Below are 25,444 nucleotides of genomic sequence, written 5' to 3' on the forward strand. Positions count from 1 at the left end.
GGCATCCAGTGGTGGCGTCATGATGGCGAGACGGTTTTTCGCCATGGTTCCATCCGCCGCTGCAACGGTTCGAGCAGCAACAGCTCCACGGTCAGCAGCATGGTCAGCAGGACGAGTATCCAGGCCAGCGCTTCAGCCGTATCCAGATTGATCCGCGCCAGAGCCATGCTCGCGCCGATGCCATCTGTGGAGGAGAGCAGTTCGGCCATGACCGCGACTTTCCAGGCCAGCCCCAGCGCCGTTACCCATCCCGGAAAAAGATAGGAGAGGATATGCGGCAGGTGCACGTCCCATAACAGCATGCAACGCGGGGTGCCAAAGGAGCGCGCCATGGCCTCCAGGTCCTTGTCTCTGGTTCGTGCGCCCTCAACGGCCACGGCGAACACAATGGGCAGGGCGGTCACCACCACGGTGAAGACCGGGGTGAACCCGGTGGTGCCGAACCAGAGCATGGCCAGCACGATCCAGGCAATGGGAGGGATGCCCAGCAGCATGGCTATGACCGGTCTGAGGGTCTGGGCGATGGCGGGCCTGAGTCCTGCCAGAATACCGAACCCGCTGCCCAGCAGGGCCGCGATGATGAATCCGCCGAGAGCGCGTCCGGCTGTGAGCAGTGCCGCCTTGAGGACCGCGCCTTCCATGGTCAACCGCCAGAGCGCCTCGCAGGACTCCCATGGAGATGGAAGGATGAACGGTCCATAACAGAGACTCCCTACCCACCACAGCATGACGAAGAGCGTTACCCCCAATGCCGGGTAGCGGGAGTTGCGCAGTCTGCGCCATGCTGTCTGGGAGGTATGAGCCATGGTGTGTGCCTGCTTGTTAGCTCAGGTAGAAATCCGTGTCCGGCAGTTTGCCGCCAATGAGCTTGGGCGATATCTCCATGAGGGTGGAATAATAGAATTCCAGATCTTTTTTCGCTGTTACGGCAGGACTGCGTCGGATGGGGAAGGTCTCCAGGGATGTCTGCAACACCGGCGCCTTGAGCCCGAAGAACTCGGCGAATTCCTTGGCGGCCTCGGCCGGGTGCTGGTTGATCCAGTCCACGGCCTGTGCAATGCCGGTTTGCAGCGCCTCCACGACGTCCGGCTGTTCGTCTGCCAGCGAGGCCTGACACATGGTGCCGCCCAGAGGCAGGGCCAAAGCGCTGCCGGTCACTTCGGCCCAGACATCCTGAAGGACGATGCGCGTCAACTTCATGCCGTTGGCCTTGCCTTTGAGCAGAGCGGCAGTGGCTACGGGTTCTGACAACAGGACCGTGTCCGCACGTTTGGAGAGCAGCATCTGCAAAGCGGCAAACGGTGACTCCACATAGGAGACGGTCATGTCGGCATCCGGGTTGATCCCCTGTTTGACAGCGAGATACCGGACAATGGTGTCCGGGGTGTCGCCACGGAAGAACAGGAGGACGTTTTTCCCTTTGATGTCAGTGAATTTCCTGATGGATGGGTCGCGGGTGACGATACTCAGAATGCCGCCGTTGTTCACATCCAGCAGACGAACAGGGAGCCCCTTGTTGTAGAGGATGGACGCGGCATTGGACGGTGCGGCCGAGACCTGAATTTCATTGGAGACCATCCAGGCGCGCATCATGTCCGGATTGCGCCACTGCTTCATCTCCATGGCGGGAAGCGCCGGTGTGCCGGTCTCTTTTGCCAGACGGGCCAGCGGGAGGCTCAACGGTGCCGGTGGACCGGCGAGAGTGAGCTTTGTCAGGCTTTCCGCTCGTGCCGGAGAGGCGGTCAGGAAAGGAAACAGGACCATGGCCTGGGCGCTCAAGGTGAGAAAATCCCTGCGTGTAATCATCGGTGAACTTCCTTGCAAAGGTGTGTCATGTGTGGCCCCTTCCGGGAGGATGGGTTGCGAGCGTGTCTCAAGGGGGTCACTGTTGGGGCAACGGGTGCCGACGTACGGTCGTTTCGTGCCGGAGAAGCCTCTGGAGCGGTACGCACAACACTCCTCCAACCATGGCGCACTGTATGGCTGTGGAGTGAGGAGTGGCAATGTTGTCACGAAAATATGAATATGCGTGACACATGATGTTTTCCTCCTGACGATTGTGACGGAGAGAGGGCTTCCCGAGCGCCTTTCCCTGTTGTTTACAGCCTAAAGGGGGCAATAACCCTGTCGAGCACGCCCTGTACTTTGGATATCGCCACGCCGTAGTTGGTCACGGGCACTCCACGGCGATTGCATTCGTTCATGCGGCGCAGCATTTCCGTGCGGTTGAGCATGCAGGCTCCGCAGTGGATCGCGAGGGAGAACCGTTCGAGGTCTTCGGGGAAATCATGGCCGGAGTAGGTTTCGAATGTAAGGGATTTGCCGGTGTATTGCGTGACCCAGCGTGGAATCTTGACCCTGCCGATGTCGTCGGCCACGGAGTGGTGGGAACAGGCCTCGCCAATGAGGACAGTGTCGCCATCCTTGAGTTTGTCAATGGTTTCAGCTCCTTCAACAAGCCGTGGCAGGTCTCCTTTATAGCGGGCGAAAAGCGTGGAAAAGGTCGTCATCGGAATGTCGCTCGGAACATCTCCGGCCACGCTGTGAACCACCTGGGAATCCGTGATGACCAAAGCCGGTTTGCGGTTGAGCCCACGCAGGGCTTCTTCGATTTCCCGCTCCTTTACGGTTATGGTCACGGCGTCACAGTCGAGCATTTCACGCAACACCTGTACCTGGGGGAGGATCAGGCGTCCCTTTGGAGCGGCGAGGTCGATGGGAACGACACAGACGACCCAGTCCCCTTCCTGTATCAGGTCGCCAGCCAGAACCGGATTGTGTTTCATTTCCGGCGGGGCGATGCTGATGAGCAGGTCTTTTACTGCATCGACGTTCGCGCCGGTTTGCGCGGAGAGGTGTATTGATTTGAAGCCGTTTTCAAGGCAGTACGCACGATCCTTGGCAGAGGGCTCATTCAGGTCGCATTTGTTGAAGGCCACGAGAAAAGGGATGTTCAGTTTCTGGATATCCTTGATGATTTCCAGTTCGTGGGAGGTGATGCCTTCCTCGCCGACCACGACCACGGCGACGTCGGAGCGCCAGAGAATCTTCTGGGTGGCCTTGATTCGCAGTTCGCCGAGTTCTCCGGTGTCGTCAAGGCCTGCCGTATCATAAAACGTCACCGGGCCGAGTGGGAGCAGTTCGTAGTGTTTGGCAACCGGATCGGTGGTTGTTCCCGGCATATCGGAAACTATAGCCGTTTCCTGATCCGTGATGGCGTTAATCAGCGACGATTTGCCTGCGTTCCGTCTACCGGCGAGCGCTATAACCAGACGCACTCCGCGGGGTGCTTTCGTGGACATTGTTTCTCCTGGAAAATCCTTTAGATGATGAGGGCACAAGGCCGAGAGCACTGATCATGTCTTTGGCGAGTTTCAGCGAATCGGTGATGTCGATGTTCGACGCATTCTTTCCCGGATAGATGGTGTAATCCGAGCGGTGTCTCTCCGGGGTCATGGAGGGCATGAGCACGTTGCAGCCGCGCAGCAGTCCCAGCTTCTGGGAGTCGCTGTCCAGCGCGCCCAATGCGGATGTGGCAGGGATGTTGGCGTGGGGATTGAGGATGCGCAAGAGGGCTGTCATCCGGTGCGACAGGTCGATGCAGCCGTGCTCCATGTCAGCCAGTGGCGTCTGGGGATGGGGAATGAACGGTCCCGCGGCGATCATATCCAGATCGAGGTCGGTGATGAAGAGGATGTCCCTGAGGGTGGAGATGAGGTCGGCGTCGGGTAGCCCGACAATAACGCCCGAGCCGACTTCGTATCCGAGGTGCTGCAGGAATTTGATCTTGTGCAGCCGTGATGAGAAGTCTTCGCCCCCTCTGAACCGTTTGTAGAGACGGGGGTTGGTGACCTCCAGCTTCAACAGACACCGGTCCGCTCCGCAGTCGTGCCAGTAAGCATATTCATCCAGTCCCCTGTCGCCCAGAGAGAGGGTGACGGCCACATCGTGGGAGGACTTGATCTCCTGAATGAGTGAGCCGATGTCCTCTGTCGAATAGCTGAAATCGTCACCGGACTGGAGCACGATGGTCGCGGCTCCTTCGGAGGTAGCCAGGGCAGCGGCGTCGAGGATGTCCTCTTTGGTCATCCGGTACCGTTCCGTTTTTCCATTGGGGGCGCGTAGTCCGCAATAGTGGCACTTCTTGTCGCAGACATTGGAAAACTCAATGATGGCACGGAGGAATATTTCGTCTCCGAACCTCTGGACCTTGATGTCGTTGGCACGCTCAAAGAGCTCTGCGTCATTGACGCCCAACAGATAGGTGAGGATATCCTGTTCGTTTATGGTGTGCATTGTTGAGGAGGGGGTTGAGTGGTGTTCATGGCTCTGCTGCATTCGTTGATCAGCCGAAATGCAGCGATGTCCTTGTGGGTGGCGTTGACCGGAGGCTTGCCTGTTCTGGCCCATCCAAGCAGTCGGTTGACATCTGTCTTGACGATTCCCCAAAATCCGTTGGGAGCATGTTCTCCGGCATGGGCATACTGACCGAAAAGTATGGTGTCATCGATGATCAATATGGGGAGACAGGGCAGCCTGCGGGCAGGGTGAAGATGGATTTTGTCCGGGAACTCGGCAGCGAGTTCTGTGAGGTATTGGTGCGACAACGCCACTTCGTCGGTGACTCCCTGAGAGGATATTCCGAACCTGAGTGCTTCGAGGAAAGAGGTCGTCCATGTTGAATCGTGTGCGGGGTCAATGGCGATGATGTCCAGCCGTTCGAACCCGGGCTTGAGGAGGGCCTGCTTCAGGCCGTTGCGGTGGGCCTCAGATTTTGCAAATGCTCCGTACACGGCGGCATGGAGGATGATCCTTCTGGTGGCGGCGGCAAACAGCCCCGGTGTGTCCAATGCGTCTATTCCGGCAACTATGTTCATCTATTCTTCACCTCGCAGTATTCGTCGAACGTGAATCCGAGTTTGCACAATCGCCTTGGCGAAAGCAGTTTGTCCATGACTTCGGAAGAGGCAAATCCTTGAATGATCGCTTCTTCCCGAATGGTTCTTTTCGATGATTTGGCGTCGGCCAGCAGTCGTTCCACCCGGCTGTAGCCGAGGGCCGGGACCAGCACCGTGGCAAGTGCTCCGCTCTGTTCCACGTTGTCCTGGCAGCGTTCCCGATTCGCTGTAATGCCTGGAATGCATTTTTCGGCAAACCCTCTGGTGACACCGATCAACAGTGTCAGCGATTCCAGAATAGTGTGCGCCAGCAGGGGGAGGAGGTGGTTGAGCTCCAACTGTCCCAGTGCGGCCGCGAGGGTGATGGTCTGGTCGTTGCCCATAACCCGGAGCGCTGTTTGCGTGACCGCTTCCGGCATGACCGGGTTTATCTTTCCGGCCATTATGGAAGATCCTGCCTGGAGCGGCGGGAGCGTTATCTCCCCGATACCCGTTACCGGTCCGCTCGACAGGAGGCGGAGGTCCGAGGATATTTTCATCAGGTTGGTGGCATAGGTCTTGAGCAGACCGGAGACTTCGACGAACGAGTCCATGTTCTGGGTAGCATCCACCATGTTTTCGGCGCGGGAGATAGGCAGGCCGACGATGTGTTTCAGGGTGTCCGTTGCCTTAAGGATGAACTCCCGGGGGGCACCGAGCCCTGTTCCAATGGCCGTTCCTCCCAGGTTCACCTTTTTGAGGCGTTCCCGGCTTTTGAAAATTCTCCAGCGATCCCGGGCCACGGCCTCGGCAAAGGCACCAAAGGTCATGCCCAGAGTCATGGGGACGGCATCGGTCAGTTCCGTGCGGCCGACTTTCACGATGTCACAGAAGTTGATTTCCTGTTGCTGCAATGTCTCCTGTAGTTTGGAGACATGGGTTTCGAGCTTCATGAGGAGGTTCAGGGCGGTTATCTTGAGTGCGGTCGGATAGGTGTCATTGGTGGACTGGTGCATGTTCACATGATGTATGGGATGTATCATCATGTACTCTCCGCGCTTTCCTCCCAGGATTTCGTTGGCCCGGTTGGCGATGACCTCGTTAAGGTTCATGTTTGTCGACGTTCCGGCGCCCCCTTGAAAAGGGTTGACGATGATTTCGTTGTGAAAATGACCGGACTCTATCTCCATGCAGGCTGTTGCTATGGCTTCTCCACACACTTTAGAGATATATCCGAGTTCCATGTTGGTCTGGGCACAGGCGTGTTTGACCTGCGCGAAGGACCGGATGAATTCAGGATGGATTTGTTGCCCCGAGAAGGGGAAATTGTGTGCGGCTCGTAACGAGTGGATACCGTAATATGCAGTGGCCGGTACCGACAGTTCGCCAAGGGCATCATGTTCCTGTCGCATGGAGGTAGAGTCCGTTGTTATCATTTCCGGATTACCTTTGAACTAGAGGTAGAGGTCTCTCTCGCCAGCCTCGATGCGGACGAGTCGTTCAGTGAGCAGTTTTTTCTGTGCGAGGTCGACGTACTCTTCCACCTCACGGGCAATGAGTTCTTCACCCACCTGCTTGGTTTTTTCCGAGGCGTAATCCTCAAGATATTCCTTGAAGGTGAGAAGGCCGTTGGGCAGACAGAATTTCTGGATAAATCCTTTTTTGGCCAGCTCCATGAAGTGTTCGCCGGTGCGTCCGAGGCGATAACAGGCCGTACACCACGACGGGACATAGTCATGTTCCCCGGCGATGGACTGAATGACCTCGTCCAGACTGCGACTGTCACCGATGCAGAACTGCTGTACGCCGGGGCGATCGTATTCCGGGTCGCTGTATGCGCCGGGATAGGTGCGCGAGCCGGCTGAGATCTGGGAGACGCCCATTTGCAGCAGCTCGGCACGGAATTCGGCGGTCTCGCGGGTGGTCAGAATCAGGCCTGTATACGGCACGGCGATACGGAGTGCAGCCACGATTTTCTTGAACTGGTGCTTGCTGGTCGCGTAGGGCGGCTTGAAGGACATCTCCGAGCCGAGGGCCGGTTCGATCCTGGGGAATGAGATGGTGTGCGGGCCGACACCACAGTCCTTTTCGAGCTGCTGGGCGTGGTGGAGCAGCCCCAGTACTTCATAGGTCGTGTCATACAGGCCGAAGAGTGCGCCCATGCCGACATCGTCGATTCCGGCTTCCTGGGCGCGGTGCAGGGCGTGAAGCCTCCACAGATAGTCAGTCTTGCGTCCGGCCAGATGGAACTTCTCATAGGTCGGAAGATGATAGGACTCCTGAAAACACTGGTAGGTGCCGATACCGACATCGTGCAGCGTCTTGAAGCCGTCGACATCCAGAGGCGCACAGTTGATGTTGACCCGACGGATTTCACCGCTTTTTTCCGATGTGACGGCATACACGTCCCGCACTGTCTGGGCGATCCACTCCGCGTCGTACTTGGGATGTTCACCATAGACGAGCAGGAGACGCTTGTGCCCTTGATTTTCCAGTACGGTCACTTCATCACGAATCCCTTCTGGGGTGAGGGTTCTCCGTTCCAGGTCGTCGTTTGTGGCCTTGAAGCCGCAGTAGGCGCACTGGTTGACGCATTCGTTCGAAATGTACAGCGGGGCAAACAGGACCAGACGGTTGCCGTAGATGCCTTTCTTGATGGACATGGCGGTCTCGAAGATGGCCTCGTCCAACTCCTTGTCCGTGTTTTTCAGCAGAACGGCTGTCTCGAACGGGGTGAGGCCCACGCGCTCCGCGCCTTTGGCGAGAATGTCTCGTACCAATTGCGGATCAGGATTTTCCGCTTTTTCCATCTCGGTGCGGATGGCGTTATCGTCGATAAAATTTTCCAGACCGCTACTCAAAGTGCTGTCGAGTTTCATGATGTCTACTCCCTGTTTCTCAGACCAAAAGTGATTTGACTTGAACGCCTTCGAGCATGCCCAATTTACCCGTCAGCGCTCCTACTTCGTCGGTGGTCGCTTCGATGATCAGGTCAATGATGTTAACGCCTCTGTCCTTGAAGGGAAGCCCCATGCGACCAACTATAATTGTCCCGTAATCGCCGAGGATCCTGTTGACTTCAGGGGCTGCCTTGAACCTGTCTTTGATGATGATACCGATGATTCCCAATCTTTTTTCCATTCAAGATTCCTTTGCAAATGATGCTTTCACAGTACAGGAGAAGCCCGGATTAGCACTTCCGGGCTGTCTGCAGGCGGTGGGGTGGGAGCTTTAAGACATCAGCTTGCCTGTGGAAAGCGGGGTAGAGTCTCGATGGCTCCACCCTGTGGCTCAGGCTGACCCTTACCGCAGGCAGATTATCTCCGAATGGAGGTGTTCTGGGGAAAAGTGTTATGAAAAATATGAGCACGAATCAAGCAAAAGTTTTATTATACGCATAACTTTTTAAAAAAAGTATTACGTAAATGGTGTAAGAAATATCCTGTATGTCAAAAGATATTTTGGCATAATGTACTGTGCTTTTTAAATGTTTGTGTCTGGTAAAGAGCGTTCCCTTGGGTCAGATATATCCTAGCCGCAGGTAGACGCTGTAGGCGTGTTAGAAGTTCAGGGTCACACCGCGGTCCTTGAGAGCGGCGACCTTGGCGCTGCGGTCAATGTAATGCGTGTGCAGCAGGTGGTGGGACATGTGTCCGCAGGGGCCTTCGTGGAGGAATCCATCCTTCTTGTCATAGATTTTTTTGATCATGGGGTTGTCCTGGGACTTCCTGATCGCATAAATCTTGGCATTGGCGTCGGCAGCGTACACGGACGTCTGGCGCAGACCCACGAAGCTCATGCTGCTGGCCACGGCTTCTTTGGTTATGTTCAAGCCGAGCACTGCGTAACCGGTCATGATGCCGCAGGCCTTGATGAAAGCGCGTCTGTTCATTTTCATTCTCATTTCTCCTTATGCGGTGACCTTGCGTGCCCGGAAGCGTTTGTTGATCTGAGCTACCGTGCTGCTGAACAGGGACGCCCTGACATCGGGGTCGATGGGTTGGCCTCCGCCGTTCACACAACCGCCGGGGCAGGTCATGACTTCAATGAAGTGATACGGAGACTTGCCCGCTCTGACCTCGTCACACAGTTTGGCCGCATTATCGAGGCCGCTCGCAACAGCGATCTTGACAGTGCCGAATCCGGGAACCTTGACGTCAGCGGTGTTGATACCCTCATGGGTACGGACCACTTTAATGTTCGGATCGCTCAGCTTTTTGCCGGAGAGCACTTCGTATGCGAGTCTGAGCGCTGCTTCCATGACACCGCCGCTGGTGCCGAATATGGTCGCTGCACCGGTGGAGTCACCCAGTACTGCATCGGGTTTCTGATCAGGCAGGCTGTTGAAGTTGATGCCCGCGGTCTTGATCATGTACGCGAGTTCGCGAGTGTTGATGGTTGCGTCGGTGTCGCGGAATCCGCTGTCCGCCAGTTCAGGCCTGAGGCCTTCATATTTCTTGGCGATACAGGGCATGATGGACACGGTGTAGATTTTCTTGGCTTCCGTGTGCGTTTCATGCGCGCCGTACGTCTTTGAGAGAGGGCCAAGCATGCCGATGGGCGATTTGCAGCTGGACAAGTTCGGCATCAGGTCCGGGTAGAAGGTCTCGGTGAACTTGACCCAACCAGGACAGCAGGAAGTGAACTGCGGCAGCGGACGTGCGTCCTTCTTGCCCTGTTCCTGCACACGCTGGATGAGCTCCGTGCCTTCTTCCATGATGGTCACATCAGCGGTGAACTCGTTGTCCCAGATGTAGTTGAATCCGAGCTGGCGCAATGCCGTGTGCATTTTCCCGCCAACATAGGTGCCGGTCGGAGCGCCAAAACATTCGCCCAGGCCATAGCGGACCGCCGGAGCAGGCATGGAGACGACGATCGTGTCGGGATCTTTGAGCTTTTCAAAGATTTCATCGACATACGAGACGCCCTCGTAGATGGCCCCATAGGGACAGCTGGCAAGACATTGACCACAGTTCATACAGGCTACCGGATCAACGACCGAACGGATGCCGTCCTCATTAATGGATTGGATTGCACCGGTAGCGCAAACCTCTTCGCATGTACCGCACGCCTCGCACTTGGTGGCGTCAACCTGGACAAAATAGATCGAGTCCGGGTCAACCCCTTTGGGTGCGTTGTTCTGATACATGACGCCTTCAATCAATCTCATGGTTCCCTCCTTGTTCGGGTGGACTGAAGACAGGTCGACCGGTGTAACCACCGGCGACGACTTTGGTGTGCATCCAGACATTGGATACCCTCCTTTGCTAACGTTTCCTGAATTTGTTAAATACAGAACGTGTTAGCACATAATTAAAAAAAGTAGCACAATAAGACTACTATTTTATATTATATAGTCGTGTCAAGGCATCTCGAAAAGTGGGCGCGAGCAGCCGCGCCCAGTGGATTCTCACGTGTGTTGAACGTGTTGTGCTGGTTGGTGGCCGCCAAATACACCACTCCAATATAATGGTCTGGCGACCTCCAAAAGCTCTGCATGATAGGACCGTGCCCGGAATTCAGCGGTGTTGTGGTGTAAAGAAGTGGCCGTTTCCACCATATGGATCAACGTTGGCCGCATAGCATCGATCCCAGGAATGCGATATTTCACGCCTGATTATTCCAGGCTGGAGGGTGCCGGTAAGCACAAACTGTTTCCATGCTTTTTCCAGCTTGGCGCTGTGTGATGTTGACATACTTTTGGCTTGCACTTTTGACCTCCTTTGAAATAGCTTTGCTCCCTGACACGATGAGGTAAGTTGAGAGTACTGCTTTTCCTTTGCCCAGCATGATTCTGGAATCATTTTGCACAGAACTGACAGGTGTTCCCTATGCCTTTTGGTGTGCTGTGCGCCGGGTGATGCAATCTGTAATAGTTTGACGAGGTCTCAGGATGCAGAAGTCAGAGTCGATCCATCAATGCAAAGACAGCGGACAATATCAGTTGAGGCAGGAGGTCCCTGTCGATCTTCAGGAATTGGTCAGAAAAAAGGTGATAAAGCGGTCGCTCAATACCAGTGACGAGGGTGTCGCCAGACGGCTTTCCGCTCAATATGGTGCGGAATATGAAGAGCTTTTTCAAAAGCTCCGCGGAGACAGGGAAAGGGCGGTCGATCCCGGGATATTCGCGTACATGTTACACTGTTTTCGTGATCAGATCTGATTGAAACTCGCACGACGTGGCACCACAGCCGCTTGAGTTCGGGACAGCGTATCTGGATTGTGCTGTCCTGCCGATGCCAAAGAAAAAGGGAGCTGTGTTGACACAGCTCCCTTTTATTGCATTGCGCAGAGAGGCACGGAGAAGACGGGGTGATACGTCGTCTCTATATCTTTGCGTCCAGAAAGGACTTGAAGGCCGGGGCTCCGGGCTTGCCGTCCACGGTGGTCACGTTTTCGAGCCATTGTTCATAGGTGGCGGGATTGTCCTTGAGCCACTTGAGTCCTGCCTTGGTGAAGCCGAGGCTTTTGTCCTTGTGCACCGAAGTCATGATCTGGTTCATCATGGAAACCGGGAAGACCATGTTCTTCAACAGTGCCGCCACGTTGGGGTTGTCTTGCTCTAGCCCCTTGCGGATGTTGGTCCAGACGGTCGCGGTGCCGTCGTTGCCACCGAAGGTCGCATCCGTGCTGCCGGTCAGATAGGTCATGTCGATGCGTTCGTTCATGCTGTGCGGCGCCCATCCGAGAAAAACGATCCACTTGTCGTTTTTGGCCAATGCCTGGACTTCAGAGAGCATGGCCACTTCACTGGAAGCCACCAGCTTGAACTTGCCCAGACCGAACATGTTCTTGTCGATCATGTCCTGAATAATCATGTTGCCGTCATTGCCGGGTTCGATGCCGTAAATTTTCCAATCCAGTTTGTCGCCGAACTTGGCGATATCGCTGAAATCCTTGAGGCCGGCCTTGGCACAATAGGTTGGGACGGCGAGCGTGTATTTGGCGCCGGGCATGTTGGCGACGTACTTGATGACCGTTCCCTTGTCGAAGAACTTGTTGGCGATGGTCGCCATGGAAGGCATCCAGTTGCCGAAGAAGACATCGGCGTCGCCGGTAGACAGGGCGGAATAGGTGATGGGAACGGAAAAGACCTTGTTCTCAGCCTTGTAGCCGAGGCTTTCCAGTACCGAGACCGCGATCTCCGATTTGATGGTTACGCCTGTCCAGGAGACGCTGGCGATAGTGATTTTTTCGGCCGCTTGTGCCGAGAAAGAAGAGCAGAAAAGGGTTGCGATTACGAAGAAGGCGAGTGCGATTCGCCTAAGGCCAGAAGACATTAAACCTCCTCAGTTGGAATTAATGGAGCGGCTTGGCAGAGTGCCATCCCGCTCCGCGCACGCGAAAGGCGTGCTTGATACCTTGGTTACGCGCCGAACCAGTTGAAGGGCTTGGTGGCGTAGTTACGGTAAATATGTTTGACCTCGGTGTATTCTTCGAGGCCGATCTTGCCCAGTTCACGTCCCAGCCCCGACTGTTTGTAGCCGCCCCAGGGAGCCTGGACAAAGTAGACATTGAAATCGTTCGCCCAGACCGTGCCGAATCGCAGGGCTTTGGACATTCGCTCTATGCGGTCGGCGTTCTGGGTCCAGAACCCGGCGGACAGACCGTAAATGGTGTCATTGGCCCGCTGGATCACTTCTTCTTCAGTGGCAAAGCGTTCAATCGTAATGACCGGGCCGAAGACTTCTTCCTGAACGATACGCATGTCGTTTTTGCACTCGGTGAACAGGGTCGGCAGGTAGAAGTAGCCGTTTTGCAGTGCCGGATCATCCGGGCGTTTGCCGCCCAGCAGGAGCTGTGCCCCTTCCTGTTGCGCTATCTCGATGTACCCCTCGACCTTGGCCTGATGCTGTGCTGAAATGAGCGGGCCCATCTGGGTTTTCTCGTCAAAGCCGTCCCCCACCACAATGCGTTTCATGCGGGCAAGAAGCGCCTCCACAAAACGGTCGTGGATGCCTTTCTGCACCATGACCCGGGTTCCGGCAGAGCAGATTTGTCCGGCATGGAAGAAGACGCCGTTCAGGGCGTAGTCCACGGCAAGGTCGAGGTCTGCGTCGTCAAAGATGATATTCGGATTCTTGCCGCCCAGTTCCAGAGCGACTTTCTTCACGTTTCCGGCGGCCGCACGCATGATGCTCTTGCCCGTGGCGACACCGCCGGTGAAGGAGATGAGGTCGACGTCGTTGCTTTCAGCCAGCTCGGCGCCCACCTCGGGGCCTGGTCCGAGCACGGTGTTGATCACGCCGGCCGGGAACCCGGCTTCCTCGGCGAGCTCGGTCACCTTGAGGGTGGTCAACGGTGTGATTTCGCTCGGCTTCATGACAATGGTACATCCGGCGGCCAGTGCCGGAGCCATCTTCCATGAGGCCTGAAGCAGGGGATAGTTCCACGGTGATATCTGCCCGCAGACGCCTACGGGTTCGCGGACCAGAGTGCTGGAGGAGTCAGGATTGGGCGAGGCGATGACCTCGCCGCCGTCCTTGTCGGCCAGCCCCGCAAAGTAGCGGAAAATGCCTGCTATATCGTCCATGTCCCACCGGCTCTCTTCAACGGTTTTTCCCGTATCCAGACTTTCCAGCCGAGCGAATTCCTCGCGGTCGCGCTCGATCAGGTCGGCCAGGGCAAAGAGCAGGCGGCCCCGTTCGGCGGCCGGGGTTTGCGGCCAGCCTCCGTTATCAAAGGCGTGACGGGCCGCCTGAATGGCCGCCCTGGTGTCATCGCGACCACCTTCGGCCACGGTCGCGATGACCGAGGCGTCAAAGGGGTTGAGAATCTCTCGCGTTGCCGCAGAAAGGGCATCGACCCAGTGTCCGTTGATATAGAGTTTTCCGTGTATCATGAAGGTCTCCGATTTCGTTATTTTTCGTGCTTGTAGTAGGGGATATCTTCAGGAGCGAGCGGCGTGTTGCCGAGGATGATGTCCGCCGCCTTTTCCGCGATCATCATGACCGGGGCATAAATGTTCCCGTTGGTCACATATGGCATGACCGAAGCGTCCACCACGCGCAGGCCTTCCACGCCGTGCACGCGCAGGTTCGAGTCGGTGACTGCCATGCCGTGGGTGCCCATGGCGCAGGTGCAGCTCGGATGGTAGGCGGATTCGCCTTCCCGGGCCACGAAGTCGAGGATTTCCTCGTCCGTCTGTGCCTGTGCGCCCGGAGCCAGCTCCTTGCCGCGATATTCATCGAATGCGGGCTGGGTCATGATCTCGCGGGTCTTGCGGATGGCTTCCACCCACTCGCGCTTCTCCTGTTCGGTGGAAAGATAGTTGAACAGGACCTTCGGATACTCGGCCGGGTCGGAAGATTTGATTTTCACATGCCCGCGCACATCGGTGTTCATGGGACCGACGTGCACCTGATAGCCGTGCCCCTCGTTGGGAGCGGAGCCGTCGTAGCGGATGGCGATGGGCAGGAAATGATACTGGATGTTCGGATACGTGACCTGATCATTACCTCGGATGAAGCCGCCCGCTTCAAAGTGGTTGGTCGCTGCCTCGCCCTTGCCGGCCAGGAGCCACTTCAGGCCGATCCACGGCTGGTTGTACCATTTGAGGCAGGGGAACATGCTGACCGGTTTTTTGCAGGCGTACTGAACATAGAGCTCCAGGTGATCCTGCAGGTTCTCGCCCACACCGGGGAGATCCTGAACAACGTTGATGCCCAGAGCTGATAAATCATCGGCATTACCCACGCCGGAAAGCTGGAGCAGCTGCGGCGAGTTGATGGCACCGCCGCAGGAGATGACCTCTCCGGCGTATGCCTTGTGGGTGGTCTTGCCCCGGGTATATTCCACGCCGACAGCCCGTTTGCCTTCGAACAGGATGCGTGTGGTCATGGCCTTGCATTTGACCGTCAGGTTGCGGCGGTTCTTGACCGGATGGATGTACGCGCGGGCAGCGTTCCAACGGCGTCCCTGATAGGTTGTGCGGTCAAACTTGCCAAAGCCTTCCTGCTGGAAGCCGTTGACGTCCTTGGTCACGGGATAGCCCGCTTCCTGCACGGCCTTGAAAAACGCGTCGAACAGCGGATTGTCGTTCTCCGGTTCGGTCAGATACAACGGACCAACCGCGCCCTGATATTCGTCGGCACCGGCGGTGCGGCACTCGAACCGCTTGAAATAGGGCAGGCAGTGAGCATACGACCAGTCCTCAAGGCCGTCTTCCCTGGACCACTTGTCATAGTCCATGGCGTTACCGCGAATGTAGATCATGCCGTTAATACAGCTGGACCCGCCAAGAACCTTGCCGCGCGGCTGATAGATGCGGCGGTTGTTCATGTGCGGTTCCGGCTCGGATTCATACCACCAGTTGTACGTCTTGCCTGCCAGCGGATAGGTCAGGGCAGCGGGCATGTGGATTCTGAAATCGAACTTGAAATCCGGCAGTCCTGCTTCCAGAACCAGAACCTTGTTCTTGGGGTTGGCGCTCAGGCGGTTGGCCAGGACGGAACCAGCGGAACCGCCACCTACTATTATGTAATCGTATTGTTTCATGTGGAGAAGTATCCTTTGTGGCTATTGATTGTCGTCTTGAAGAAATTCTGCGTTGGGCTCATGCGTATGGGCGGCCTTTTCCTCGATGCACTTGCGCAGCAGCACATAGTGGTGGCCGATGAATGCCAGGGCGCGCATGATCTCGCCACCCACGATGGCCTTGGCCGTGTCGCTCCAGTTGGCAGCGGCCCGCAGTCGGTAGGTACGATCCTCGTACAGGGCATAGTCATGGGAGCTGAATCCCATTTGCAGGGCGTGCATCACCCATTCAAAAAGCGGGTTGCGCCCCATGCTGGCGAGTTTGATGTTTAACTGCCGGTCCAATTCACTGGTGGCCACAAGATCCGGTTCGTCTTCGCGGAGCATGGCCTCCAGCCGAAGGGCTTCCTGGTATAGCTCGTCCTTCTCGGATTGATCGGCGTGGGCAATGGCAAGCTGGGCAATAGTCCGGTCAATGGTCTCGCGAAATTCAATGAGCTTTTCCGGGTCGACAGGATGTTGCTTGAGGAAGAGCGCAAGAGATTCCGATATGTTGCCTACATCCAGTTGGCGGACATAGGCACCACCCTTGGCGCCTTTCTTCACCTCAAGGAGGCCTTTCTGCTTCAGCACCTTGATCGCTTCGCGGATAACGCCGCGTCCTGTGCCAAATTGTGATTGCATCTCGCGTTCGCTCGGCAGTCGGGTGCCGGGAGCCAATCTGCCGTCCACGATGGCGGCTTCGATTTGAAGAGCGATTTCTTCACTTGCTCGTCCGGCTTGGACAGGCATGAAGAGATGTAAGGATTCGGATGGTGGCTTCAATGGTAGTACCTGTATGGATTAAATTGGAGTTTTTTGAGCCAAAAATAACAAATTGGCGTCTTTTGGTAGTACCATTCTAAAGGACTTTTGCTTCATGCGTCAAGGGGCCCTCTGCTCGACACAGGGCTAGGGAGTATGCGGGTGCATACTTTTGGGGCTGGAGAGGGGAGGTGTTGGGCGTGAGCCACGAGGCTGACATTGGTGTATGTCGGGACTGGGGCATTCAGCCGGGTACGTGCCATCAAGGGTGCGTGATCAGCTTTGTGAGCGTGCTTTTGCGGGGATGCTATCAAAATAAGGGACCGCCCCGATTTCGAGGTGGGCTGATAGGGGAACGTATTGGTACTGCAGCCTCCAGGCACGCTGGAGTGTCTGGAGGCTGCACCGTCATTCGCGGTGGAGACAAGACCAATATCATCCCGGATCATGCATTGCAGCCCCGGGAGCGAGGCGCTTCTGCAGCAGTTGATCGTTGAGGGGCAGAAGCTGGGGGCGCAGTCAACGGTCTCTCTACGGGCGGGTGTGCGGACGGCAACTGGACCGCGGCCAAGGGCATTCCGACCATTGACGGTATGGGCCCGTGCGGAGAGAACTCCTACCGTTTGGACGAATATATGCTGCTGGATTCCATCATTCCAGCGTTTCTCATGGTCAGTGAGACCTGTAAGAAGATAGCCTTGTCGTAAGGGAGGCTTGATCGACGAAAAGTGTTTCCGGTCGCCGGTCTGCCTGATTGCATGGCGACCGGCGATTTGTCTTTTGGACCCCGGAGTATGTTGTTGAGGATGTTGTTGACGAAAGTTTGTCGAATATATAAAAAACTCCATCTTGATTTTCGGAACTAAAAATTACAATGATGAAAATTTACAATTTAGATGTTTCACGATTGTAAAATTTGTTAAAATGGTAGTGTGATGAAAAGACACACGATCAAAAAAATAATGTGTTGAAGATCGAGATAATAGGCTGAAATCGTTGTTTGTTTATTATTGATATGTGGCGCGGCTTACATTTTTGTGGGGAACCGGGCATTTTGGGTTCGGAAATTGTAAGGCACACCTCGGGTGACAGGGGGCTGGTCGGCATCGTCCGGTCTGGCTATCATGAAACAACCGAAGTGGATTATCACTTCGTCCATGGAGAATATGTATATGTTTGAAGCACCGTATCTGCTTTTTCTTGGGGATGCACCGGATGGTCTGGCAGCAAAAATGGCTCAGGGTATCTATGACTGGCGGCCCGATGCCGCAGCAGGCCAGCTGCGCATGGATGGCTGCAAGGCCGATCTGGGCATCAGGGACATGACGGTTCAGGAAGCAGTCGAAGCCGGGGTGAAGACGCTGGTCATCGGCGTGGTCAATCGCGGCGGCATTATTTCCGAGAGCTGGACTTCCGTTCTGGTGGAGGCTCTTGAGGCCGGGCTGGATGTCGCATCCGGCCTGCACAATCTTTTGCGCGACGAACCCGCTCTGGTGGAGGCTGCCGAGAAAAGCGGCTGCACCCTGCATGATGTGCGCATCCCTACAGTCAAGTACCCCATCGCTTCGGGCAAGAAGCGCACCGGCAAGCGCTGTCTGGCCGTGGGCACGGACTGTTCCGTTGGCAAGATGTACACGGCCATCGCTCTTGATCGCGAGATGAAGAAGCAGGGAATGCAGTCCACCTTCCGCGCCACCGGTCAGACCGGTATCCTTATTGAAGGGAACGGCGTTCCGCTGGATGCCGTCATTGCCGACTTCATGGCCGGTTCCATCGAATGGCTGACCCCGGATAACGACGCGGATCATTGGGATATCATCGAGGGGCAGGGCAGCCTGTTCCACGCATCCTACTCCGGCGTGACCATGGCCCTGATTCACGGCGGTCAGCCTGATGCCCTGATCCTGTGCCATGAGCCGACCCGTGAGACCATGCGCGGTCTGCCCGATTACACTCTGCCGTCCCTTGCGCAGTTGCGCGACACCGCATTGCCGCTGGCACAGTGGGTGAACCCCGACTGCAAGGTTGCCGCCATTTCCGTGAACACCCAGCACATGTCCGAGGAAGAGGCGCTGGCCTACCTGGATGATGTTGAGAAAACAATGGGCATACCGACCGTCGATCCCTTCCGTCAGGGAGCCGGTCGTCTGGTCGAGGCGCTTGCATGCATATAGAACTGAGCAGGGACGTTTTTCCGCTGGCAAAGGTGTTTACCATTTCCCGCGGTTCGCGCAGCGAAGCAGTGGTCGTGTCCGTGACGATTCACGACGGTGACGTGTGCGGTCGGGGCGAGTGCGTTCCCTACAAGCGGTATGACGAGACTGTGGAAAGTGTCATGGGCCAGATCGAATCGCTGCCCATGCCGCTTGACCGTGTCAGACTCCAGGAGCTGTTGCCTCCCGGAGCGGCCCGCAATGCCGTTGACTGCGCTCTGTGGGATCTGGAGGCCAAGAAATCAGGCAGATCGGTTGCCGAACTCGCAGGACTTGGTTCCCTTGAACCGTTGCAGACCGCATTCACGCTGTCGCTCGACACGCCTGAGAATATGCTTGAGGATGCCCGTCAGAACGCGGATCGTCCCCTGCTGAAAATCAAGCTCGGGACTGACGACGATATTGCCCGGATTGAGGCCGTGCGTGAAGGTGCGCCCGATTCCAGAATTATCGTTGACGCCAATGAGGGCTGGACCGCCGAGTCCTACAGGAAGATGGCCCCGGTCATGGTTCGCCTCGGCGTAGCCATGGTCGAGCAGCCGTTGCCCACAGGTGATGACGACGCGCTGTTGACGCTGGATCGTGTCCTGCCGGTCTGTGCGGACGAGTCCTGTCATGACCGCACGTCCCTGCCTGGTCTCAAGGGCAAGTACGATATGGTCAACATCAAGCTCGACAAGACGGGCGGCTTGACCGAGGCGCTGGCCCTGCGCGAGGAAGCCCTGCACGAAGGGTATGCGATAATGGTCGGCTGCATGGTCGGCTCCTCTCTTGCCATGGCACCGGCAACGCTGGTCGCTCAGGGCGCGGAGATTGTCGATCTGGACGGCCCGCTGCTGTTGGCAACCGACCGTGAGCATGGTTTGAAATATGATGCCGGAGACGTCTATCCGCCCCGGACAGCGCTTTGGGGTTAAGGCGTTTATTGTATAAATACTGATTTGAAGACGAGGTTTGCTATGAGCCGTACTGTATATGTTAATGGAGAATTTTTGCCGGAAGAAGAAGCCACGGTATCCATCTTTGACAGGGGATTCCTGTTCGCTGATGCCGTTTACGAGGTGACTTCCGTTGTTGATGGAAAATTGTTGGATTTCGACGCCCACATGGCCCGTCTCGTACGGTCTCTGGGTGAGTTGGAGATGGATATGCCCCTTGATCGGGACGCCATCCTCGAAGTGCACCGTGAGTTGATAGACAAGAACAGCGTCGATCAGGGAGTTGTCTACATTCAGGTCACCCGCGGTGTTGCCGATCGGGATTTTCTGTACCCCAAAGACGCTGCGCAGACAGTGGTCATGTTCACCCAGTCCAGGAAATTGACTGGTGAAAAGAAAGGATTGAGGGTCGTTTCCTCCCCGGATATCCGGTGGGGCCGCAGGGATATCAAAACCGTTCAGCTTCTCGCTGCCTCCATGGGCAAGATGGCCGCTTACAAGCAGGGCAAGGATGACACCTGGCTGGTCAAGGACGGCTTTGTGACCGAAGGCAGCTCGAACAATACCTATATCGTGACCAAGGATGGCAAGATCGTGACCCGTCATTTGTCCAATTCCATCCTGTCCGGCATCACCCGCGCAGCCGTGCTGAAGCTGGCCGCAGAGCAGGGGCTGGAAATCGAAGAACGTCCTTTCACCATGGACGAGGCCAAGGAAGCAAGCGAAGCCTTCATGACGGCAGCCAGCTCCTTCGTGACCCCGGTGATCGAGGTCGACGGCACGGAACTGAATGGCGGCGTTCCCGGCCCTGTTTCCAAGCGCCTGAACGAAATCTATATTGAGGAAAGCAAGAACACTGCAATATAAATGAACCGCTGCGGCCGCTGGAGGCGATTGTAGTCGATGCTCGTATCAATGCGAATATTCTTGGCAGTAGAACGAGTGAAGGGCATTTGATTCGAATATACCACTGATGAATAATACCCGATTGTCCTAATCCCGGCGGTACATAGTACAAGCTGATATAATAAGGGGGAGTCAACGCCTATGCGTTGGCTCCCTTTGTGCTGTGCAGACTTCTATGGCAAGGACGATCTCAATATAATTCAAACCTACCACCACGCGCGGTTCAACGGGGATACGGCCCCAACAATCATGAAATGCATGTCCGTGCATTTTCCAAGAGACCTTCAGCTGGACGAATCAACGAATAGACCCCACGCAGATAGCACGCTGCGTGGGGTCTGAAGAAACTCCGTATGCCATAGTGTCGCAAGGTCCGGCGCGACAGCTTACGGAGGTGTTTCATTGGTTTGCTGGCGATCCTCACTGGCTTCATTGCTTCGAATCAACCTGAATCCCTGCGTAAAGCAATACGCGGCGACCTTGATTGCTTCCTGCATCTTGTCAGCGAACATCTTGAGCAGATTGTAAGCCGGGAAGGATAAACCCGGGGCAAGGGAGGTTCCCCGCCCCGGGAATGTATGTTGTTTCAGTTCTGGCTGGTCATACGTTTGACCGTATGTCCAACCTAGCCAGGGTTATTGCAAGCCCGTGGGGTGACACGCGGAGTTGACGCAACCTGTAAGGTCTTTGTCGCCAGAGAATTCTTCTACGTGGCAAGAGAGACAGGATGTGCGTTCCGGGTTTTTCACATGCATTGCACGGAAGTAAGACGTGACTCCCTGTGCACTGGGATCTGTCTCGGTATGACAGTTCGCGCAGGACTCGGGTTCGTCTTGTACGGTGTTTTTGTGGTGACAGGTGAAGCAATCAATATCCTCATGGCTGGAATGATTGAAGGTAACTCCAAGATCTCGCTTGCTGTTTCCTTTGATGACATTGATTTCAAGGTCATCGTCCGGAGCATCAATCGCAGAGACCAGTTCTGTCTGGGCAAAGGCCAACACTGCGGTAAAGCACACACACAGCAGGGACATGATGAATACTTTTTTCATAATATTTCCTTTGTATGTATGGTTACGCTTTGGTTTTTGAGCCAAAACGACCGGCGAGCATGTCGCGGCGGTTGATTTCAGCTTTGGCCAGTGTCTGTTTCATCAATTTGCTTCCATCCAAGGAGGCGAGCAAATTGCCATTATAGCTTTCCGGCGCAGCCGTGCACAGGTATATGACACGGACAGACTCGGGGTCTGCAAGGTACGCATCCGGATTGGTTTTCTTCACTTCCGCCAAACGTTTTTCCGCGAGAGCGAGCATGTCTGCACGATCGCCGAAGTTCATGGTGCCGGTCGGGCAGCTTTGAACACAGGCAGGGAGACGGCCGGCTTCCACACGGTCCAGGCACATGTCGCACTTGAACCACTGTCCGCTTTCTTCGTCCATGCGGGGTACGTTGTACGGACACAGCTCTTCACTGGTGACGTTGTCACCGATGCCAGCCGTGCGGCCGTTCATGACCACAGCGCCGGTCGTGGCGTCTTGCTCGATACCGTCTTCGCAGTACATGTTTCCGATGTACTTGCAGGGCGGTTCAAGACAGTGACGGCACTGTTCCGGGAAGAAGTACCACTGCAGTTTATTGTTGGCATCACGCGCTTCATTGAAGCGAACAAGACGGATAGTCTGAAAAGACAGGTCTTGCGGGTTCTGGTGGGAGCCGACATTGCGGGTTTTTTCGGCAGGGAGATTCTTCCACTGCTTGCAGGCAACCTGGCAACCTCGACACGCGGTACAAAGGGACAAATCGACAAAGAAGCTTTTACCACTCATTATTTATCCCCTTCCTTCCACTTGCGTAAGTTGACCATGAACGCCTTGTATTCAGGAATACCGGTGTTCGGATCACCAACGTTTGGTGTTACAATGTTTGCAGAGTCGCCGCCGTCAACCGGCATCACCCAGCCGTAGTGCCATGGCATACCGACCATATGCACATCATTGCCATCAATGTTGTATGGCTGGATGCGTTCGGTAACCATTGCGATGGCCCATAAGGAACCACGGACGCTTTCAACGGTGACTTTTTCACCATTTTCGATGCCGCGCAGTTCAGCCAGTTGTGGGCTGATTTCAACAAACATTTGTGGTTCGGCTTCCACCAACCAACTGCACCAGCGGGTCATGGACCCTGTTTGCCAGTGTTCGGTCACGCGGTAAGTCGTACCGACGAACGGGTAGCGTGGATCACAAACCGCTTTCTCTTCACCCTTGATCTGAACCGCAGTCGGGTTGTGGAGGGTGCTGGAGAAGGGATGCTTCTTAACAGGGCATTCCAGAGGTTCGTAGTATTCAGGCAGAGGGCCATCAGCACGACCCGGGCCAAAGAGTTGACCAAAGCCGTGTTTGCGCATGATGAACGGATGCTTGGTGCCCGGAGCCCAGCCACCATCAGGGACGTCGCCTTCCCATTTTTTGCCGTTCCATTCGATAACAGTGCGTTCCGGGTTCCAGGGTTTGCCCTGCAGATCCACGGAAGCTCTGTTGTACAGGATGCGGCGGTTGACAGGCCAGCACCAGGTCCAGTTCGGGAACAGGCCGATCTTCTCTTGCAGTTCGGTCTGAGCGATACTGTGGCGCATGGACTTGTTCTCGGTGTCGCTCACCGAGTTGCAGTAGAGCCAGTTGCCGGAGGTGGTGGAGCCATCATCCTGGAGGTAGGCGAAGCTCGGGACCTGCTGTCCCTTCTTGAACTCCTTGCCCTTGACGACGGTGTCCTTGGTGAACCAGCCATTGCAGAGTCTGGCGGTCTGACGTGCGCTGAATTCCATGTGACCATGGTCATTCTTTTCACACATGTTCTCGAAGCTCAGGCGGGTGATCGGTTCAGGGTAGGCGCCGCCCTCTTTCTCGTAGAGGTGGACCATTTCCTCCCACAGTTCGTGGAAGTAGTGACCATCGGTGAGGACGCCGTCCTTCGGTTCCGGGCCAGCATAACGCCACTGCATCCAGCGGCCGGAGTTGGCGACGGAGCCTTCCTTCTCGATTGCGGTGGCGCAAGGGATGAAGAAGGTTTCGGTCTTGACCTTTTTCGGGTCCATGCCGGGGCCTTTCCAGAAGCTCGAGGTCTCGCAGTCAAAGACGTTGACGTTGACCATCCAGTCCAGTTTGGACAGGGCCTTGCGGGTCTTTTCGGAGTCGGAGCTCGAACAGGCAGGGTTCATGCCCCAGATCCACGCGCCGGTAAAACCTTCATTGTACATGCGGTCGATGAGCGGAATCCAGGAGTATTCGCTTGCCTTGTGGTTTTCCAACTTCGGCAGGTAGCTGTATGCATCCTTGGGATCATCGTCGGAGTACATGGCCTTGATCAGGGAGGCGGAGTACTTGGAGTAGTTCTGCCACCAGTTGGCGCTCATCGGGTCCTTGGTCACGGGAGCGAACTTCTTGTTGTACTGGTCGAGAGTGTCGAGGCCAGCCAGCGGGGTCGCGATGTAACCGGGCAGGATGTGGTAGAGCAGCGCGTAGTCGGTGGAACCCTGTACGTTGCATTCGCCGCGCAGTGCGTTGACACCGCCGCCGGCGATACCGATGTTGCCGAGCAGGAGCTGGATCATGGCCATGGCGCGGATGTTCTGCACACCAACGGAGTGCTGGGTCCAGCCCATTGCGTACATGATGGTGCCTGCTTTTTTGGCAGTACCGGTCGCAGAGTAGGTATCGTAGAGTTCGGTCAGGTCTTCGGCGGAAATACCCGACATGTTGGAGACGTTCTCAAGCGTGTACCGCTCGTAGTGCTTTTTCACGATCTGAAAAACGCAACGGGGGTTCTTGAGGGACTTGTCTTTTTTGGGGATACCGTCGGCATCGTATTCGAATGCCCACTTCGACTTGTCGTATGCGGCTGTCTTGGAATCAAATCCGGAGAACATGCCGTCCTCGAAATCGAACTCTTTACCAACGATGAAAGAGGCGTTGGTGTAGTCGCGCATGTAGTCGAGGAAGTACCGTTTGTTCTCGATGATGTATTTAATCATACCGCCCAGAACGGCGATATCGGAACCGGAACGGAGCGCAATATGCTTGTCGGAACGTGCGGACGTACGAGTGTACCGCGGATCAACGTGAATGATCTTTCCGCCCTTGGCCTGCGCTTTAAGTGCCCATTTGAAGGAAATGGGGTGGTTTTCGGCAGCATTGCTGCCCATTATCAAAATACAATCACTGTTCTGTAAATCATTCCAGTGATTGGTCATCGCACCGCGTCCGAACGACTCTCCCAGAGCCGCAACAGTTGCGCTGTGTCAGATACGTGCCTGGTGTTCGAGGTAGACGATACCCTGGGCGCGCATGAAAGTATGCATTGCGTAACATTCTTCGTTGTCCAGTGCAGCAGAACCAAGGGAAGCTACACCCATGTTACGGTTAACGACCTGGCCTTTGTCGTTCTTTTCCAGGAAAGATTTATCGCGGGATTCTTTGGCAAGTCTGGCGATGCGTTTTTTACACCATTCCCAGCTTTTTTCTTCCCACTCACCAGAGTAGGGTGCGCGGTAGAGGCACTTGCCGTTGCGCAAATTGTTTTCGGTCATCTGAATGGAGCTTGCGCCCTTTGCACAGAGAGAACCTTCGTTGATGGGATGGTCGGGGTTGCCTTCCACGTTGATGGCTCTTTTGGTCTGTAAAGAGGTAGTGACTACCAATCCACAACCAACAGAACAGTATGCGCAAACAGAAGTAGTTTCTTTACTCCAGTCAGGCTTCATATGATTGATTTTATCAACTGCTGTTTTCTTGCATCCGACACCGAGGCCTGAAAAGGCGACGCCAAGGGCGGTTGCTGAAGACAGCTTTACAAAGTCACGACGATTCAGTTTCATTCCATAATCCTAGATTAGTTGTTATCGTCCACGAATTTCGCAGCCGAGCACTGTAAGGAGCCTATAGCCAGAGAGCGCCACAGGAGGCTCATGAACCGTCATGCCAACACAAAAAGAGGCTGGCGCCCAAGTAATGACTTGAACATGCAGCGTGTCGGCATACGATTCACAGGCTTCAAGAGACATCCCCAGTCCGCCAAAAGGAAGATTGGTTGTGCTCTGCGCTGTTAGGGATTTTTCTTTGAGTGCCATTGTGCACCTCCATTACCATTGCTTTTGTACATCATGTACTAAAGCGACTGATAGGTATGGAGAATTCAAGAGAACAGCAAAAGAAGGTAACTTACGCATGATTA

The 25,444-nt window shown here is 55.6% G+C and carries 22 protein-coding genes; 4 read left to right on the forward strand and 18 right to left on the reverse strand.

Going from position 1 to position 25,444, the window contains the following annotated elements; translation table 11 throughout:
* Positions 1 to 17: 17 nt before the first annotated feature.
* The 10 genes from SRBAKS_RS15750 to SRBAKS_RS15795 all read right to left on the reverse strand — a co-directional run bounded on the left by SRBAKS_RS15750 (position 18) and on the right by SRBAKS_RS15795 (position 10,047).
* Positions 18 to 806: an ABC transporter permease gene (locus SRBAKS_RS15750; RefSeq protein ID WP_229591847.1), complete on the reverse strand. Its 789-nt coding sequence runs from the start codon at positions 804 to 806 to the stop codon at positions 18 to 20.
* Between the two features lie 16 nt (positions 807 to 822).
* Positions 823 to 1,806, reverse strand: a complete 984-nt coding sequence (locus tag SRBAKS_RS15755; RefSeq protein WP_229591848.1) for an ABC transporter substrate-binding protein — start codon at positions 1,804 to 1,806, stop codon at positions 823 to 825.
* A gap of 293 nt (positions 1,807 to 2,099) precedes the next feature.
* Positions 2,100 to 3,302: a [FeFe] hydrogenase H-cluster maturation GTPase HydF gene (gene hydF / locus SRBAKS_RS15760; RefSeq protein WP_229591849.1), complete on the reverse strand. Its 1,203-nt coding sequence runs from the start codon at positions 3,300 to 3,302 to the stop codon at positions 2,100 to 2,102.
* Positions 3,250 to 4,338 carry a [FeFe] hydrogenase H-cluster radical SAM maturase HydE gene (gene hydE, locus SRBAKS_RS15765; RefSeq protein WP_229591850.1) on the reverse strand — a complete coding sequence of 363 codons (1,089 nt, stop codon included), beginning with the start codon at positions 4,336 to 4,338 and terminating at the stop codon, positions 3,250 to 3,252. Before hydE ends, hydF begins: the two co-directional genes overlap by 53 nt.
* Positions 4,284 to 4,877: a hypothetical protein gene (locus SRBAKS_RS15770; RefSeq protein WP_229591851.1), complete on the reverse strand. Its 594-nt coding sequence runs from the start codon at positions 4,875 to 4,877 to the stop codon at positions 4,284 to 4,286. The genes hydE and SRBAKS_RS15770 overlap by 55 nt, the downstream gene beginning before the upstream one ends.
* Entirely contained in the window at positions 4,874 to 6,289 is a 1,416-nt protein-coding gene (locus SRBAKS_RS15775; RefSeq protein ID WP_229591852.1) for an aspartate ammonia-lyase, read from the reverse strand. Before SRBAKS_RS15775 ends, SRBAKS_RS15770 begins: the two co-directional genes overlap by 4 nt.
* A gap of 42 nt (positions 6,290 to 6,331) precedes the next feature.
* A complete protein-coding gene (gene hydG, locus SRBAKS_RS15780) occupies positions 6,332 to 7,756 on the reverse strand; it encodes a [FeFe] hydrogenase H-cluster radical SAM maturase HydG (RefSeq protein ID WP_229591853.1) in 1,425 nt (474 codons plus the stop codon).
* Positions 7,757 to 7,775: 19 nt separating this feature from the next.
* On the reverse strand, positions 7,776 to 8,018 hold the full coding sequence (locus tag SRBAKS_RS15785) for a TM1266 family iron-only hydrogenase system putative regulator (RefSeq protein ID WP_229591854.1): 243 nt from the start codon (positions 8,016 to 8,018) through the stop codon (positions 7,776 to 7,778).
* Between the two features lie 418 nt (positions 8,019 to 8,436).
* Positions 8,437 to 8,775 (reverse strand): iron hydrogenase small subunit, encoded by a 339-nt coding sequence (locus SRBAKS_RS15790; RefSeq protein WP_229591855.1) that lies wholly within the window; start codon positions 8,773 to 8,775, stop codon positions 8,437 to 8,439.
* A 12-nt stretch (positions 8,776 to 8,787) separates the two neighbouring features.
* Positions 8,788 to 10,047, reverse strand: a complete 1,260-nt coding sequence (locus SRBAKS_RS15795) for a [FeFe] hydrogenase, group A (protein WP_229591856.1) — start codon at positions 10,045 to 10,047, stop codon at positions 8,788 to 8,790.
* Positions 10,048 to 10,770: 723 nt separating this feature from the next.
* On the opposite strand from SRBAKS_RS15795, the gene SRBAKS_RS17970 reads away from it, so the two are divergent.
* On the forward strand, positions 10,771 to 11,040 hold the full coding sequence (locus SRBAKS_RS17970) for a DUF6538 domain-containing protein (RefSeq protein ID WP_430708946.1): 270 nt from the start codon (positions 10,771 to 10,773) through the stop codon (positions 11,038 to 11,040).
* Positions 11,041 to 11,203: 163 nt separating this feature from the next.
* On the opposite strand, the gene SRBAKS_RS15800 is transcribed toward SRBAKS_RS17970, so the two are convergent.
* From SRBAKS_RS15800 to SRBAKS_RS15815, 4 genes are all read right to left on the reverse strand, one after another.
* Positions 11,204 to 12,157, reverse strand: coding sequence for an ABC transporter substrate-binding protein (locus SRBAKS_RS15800; RefSeq protein ID WP_229591857.1), 954 nt, complete (start codon positions 12,155 to 12,157; stop codon positions 11,204 to 11,206).
* Between the two features lie 86 nt (positions 12,158 to 12,243).
* On the reverse strand, positions 12,244 to 13,719 hold the full coding sequence (gene betB / locus SRBAKS_RS15805; protein WP_229591858.1) for a betaine-aldehyde dehydrogenase: 1,476 nt from the start codon (positions 13,717 to 13,719) through the stop codon (positions 12,244 to 12,246).
* Positions 13,720 to 13,736: 17 nt separating this feature from the next.
* Positions 13,737 to 15,374, reverse strand: a complete 1,638-nt coding sequence (gene betA / locus SRBAKS_RS15810; protein WP_229591859.1) for a choline dehydrogenase — start codon at positions 15,372 to 15,374, stop codon at positions 13,737 to 13,739.
* Positions 15,375 to 15,395: 21 nt separating this feature from the next.
* A complete protein-coding gene (locus SRBAKS_RS15815; protein ID WP_229591860.1) occupies positions 15,396 to 16,178 on the reverse strand; it encodes a FadR/GntR family transcriptional regulator in 783 nt (260 codons plus the stop codon).
* Positions 16,179 to 17,329: 1,151 nt separating this feature from the next.
* On the opposite strand from SRBAKS_RS15815, the gene dgcN reads away from it, so the two are divergent.
* From dgcN to SRBAKS_RS15830, 3 genes are read left to right on the forward strand one after another with little or no spacing between them, the layout of a single operon-like run.
* Positions 17,330 to 18,331 carry an N-acetyltransferase DgcN gene (gene dgcN, locus SRBAKS_RS15820; protein ID WP_229591861.1) on the forward strand — a complete coding sequence of 334 codons (1,002 nt, stop codon included), beginning with the start codon at positions 17,330 to 17,332 and terminating at the stop codon, positions 18,329 to 18,331.
* The gene (dgcA, locus tag SRBAKS_RS15825; RefSeq protein ID WP_229591862.1) at positions 18,322 to 19,287 is read left to right on the forward strand and encodes an N-acetyl-D-Glu racemase DgcA; all 966 of its coding nucleotides are present in this window, start codon (positions 18,322 to 18,324) and stop codon (positions 19,285 to 19,287) included. The genes dgcN and dgcA overlap by 10 nt, the downstream gene beginning before the upstream one ends.
* Positions 19,288 to 19,329: 42 nt before the next feature.
* Positions 19,330 to 20,175 (forward strand): D-amino-acid transaminase, encoded by an 846-nt coding sequence (locus SRBAKS_RS15830; protein ID WP_229591863.1) that lies wholly within the window; start codon positions 19,330 to 19,332, stop codon positions 20,173 to 20,175.
* Between the two features lie 674 nt (positions 20,176 to 20,849).
* Here SRBAKS_RS15830 and SRBAKS_RS15835 read toward each other — a convergent pair.
* Genes SRBAKS_RS15835 through SRBAKS_RS15850 form a run of 4 tightly spaced genes read right to left on the reverse strand, consistent with a single transcriptional unit; the run spans position 20,850 to position 25,340 of the window.
* Positions 20,850 to 21,266, reverse strand: a complete 417-nt coding sequence (locus SRBAKS_RS15835; RefSeq protein WP_229591864.1) for a cytochrome c3 family protein — start codon at positions 21,264 to 21,266, stop codon at positions 20,850 to 20,852.
* Between the two features lie 22 nt (positions 21,267 to 21,288).
* Entirely contained in the window at positions 21,289 to 22,041 is a 753-nt protein-coding gene (locus SRBAKS_RS15840) for a 4Fe-4S dicluster domain-containing protein (RefSeq protein ID WP_229591865.1), read from the reverse strand.
* Positions 22,041 to 25,088: a formate dehydrogenase-N subunit alpha gene (gene fdnG, locus SRBAKS_RS15845; RefSeq protein WP_229591866.1), complete on the reverse strand. Its 3,048-nt coding sequence runs from the start codon at positions 25,086 to 25,088 to the stop codon at positions 22,041 to 22,043. Before fdnG ends, SRBAKS_RS15840 begins: the two co-directional genes overlap by 1 nt.
* A 21-nt stretch (positions 25,089 to 25,109) precedes the next feature.
* Positions 25,110 to 25,340 carry a hypothetical protein gene (locus SRBAKS_RS15850; protein ID WP_229591867.1) on the reverse strand — a complete coding sequence of 77 codons (231 nt, stop codon included), beginning with the start codon at positions 25,338 to 25,340 and terminating at the stop codon, positions 25,110 to 25,112.
* Between the last annotated feature and the right edge of the window lie 104 nt (positions 25,341 to 25,444).

The organism is Pseudodesulfovibrio sediminis (assembly GCF_020886695.1).
GTDB lineage: Bacteria > Desulfobacterota > Desulfovibrionia > Desulfovibrionales > Desulfovibrionaceae > Pseudodesulfovibrio > Pseudodesulfovibrio sediminis.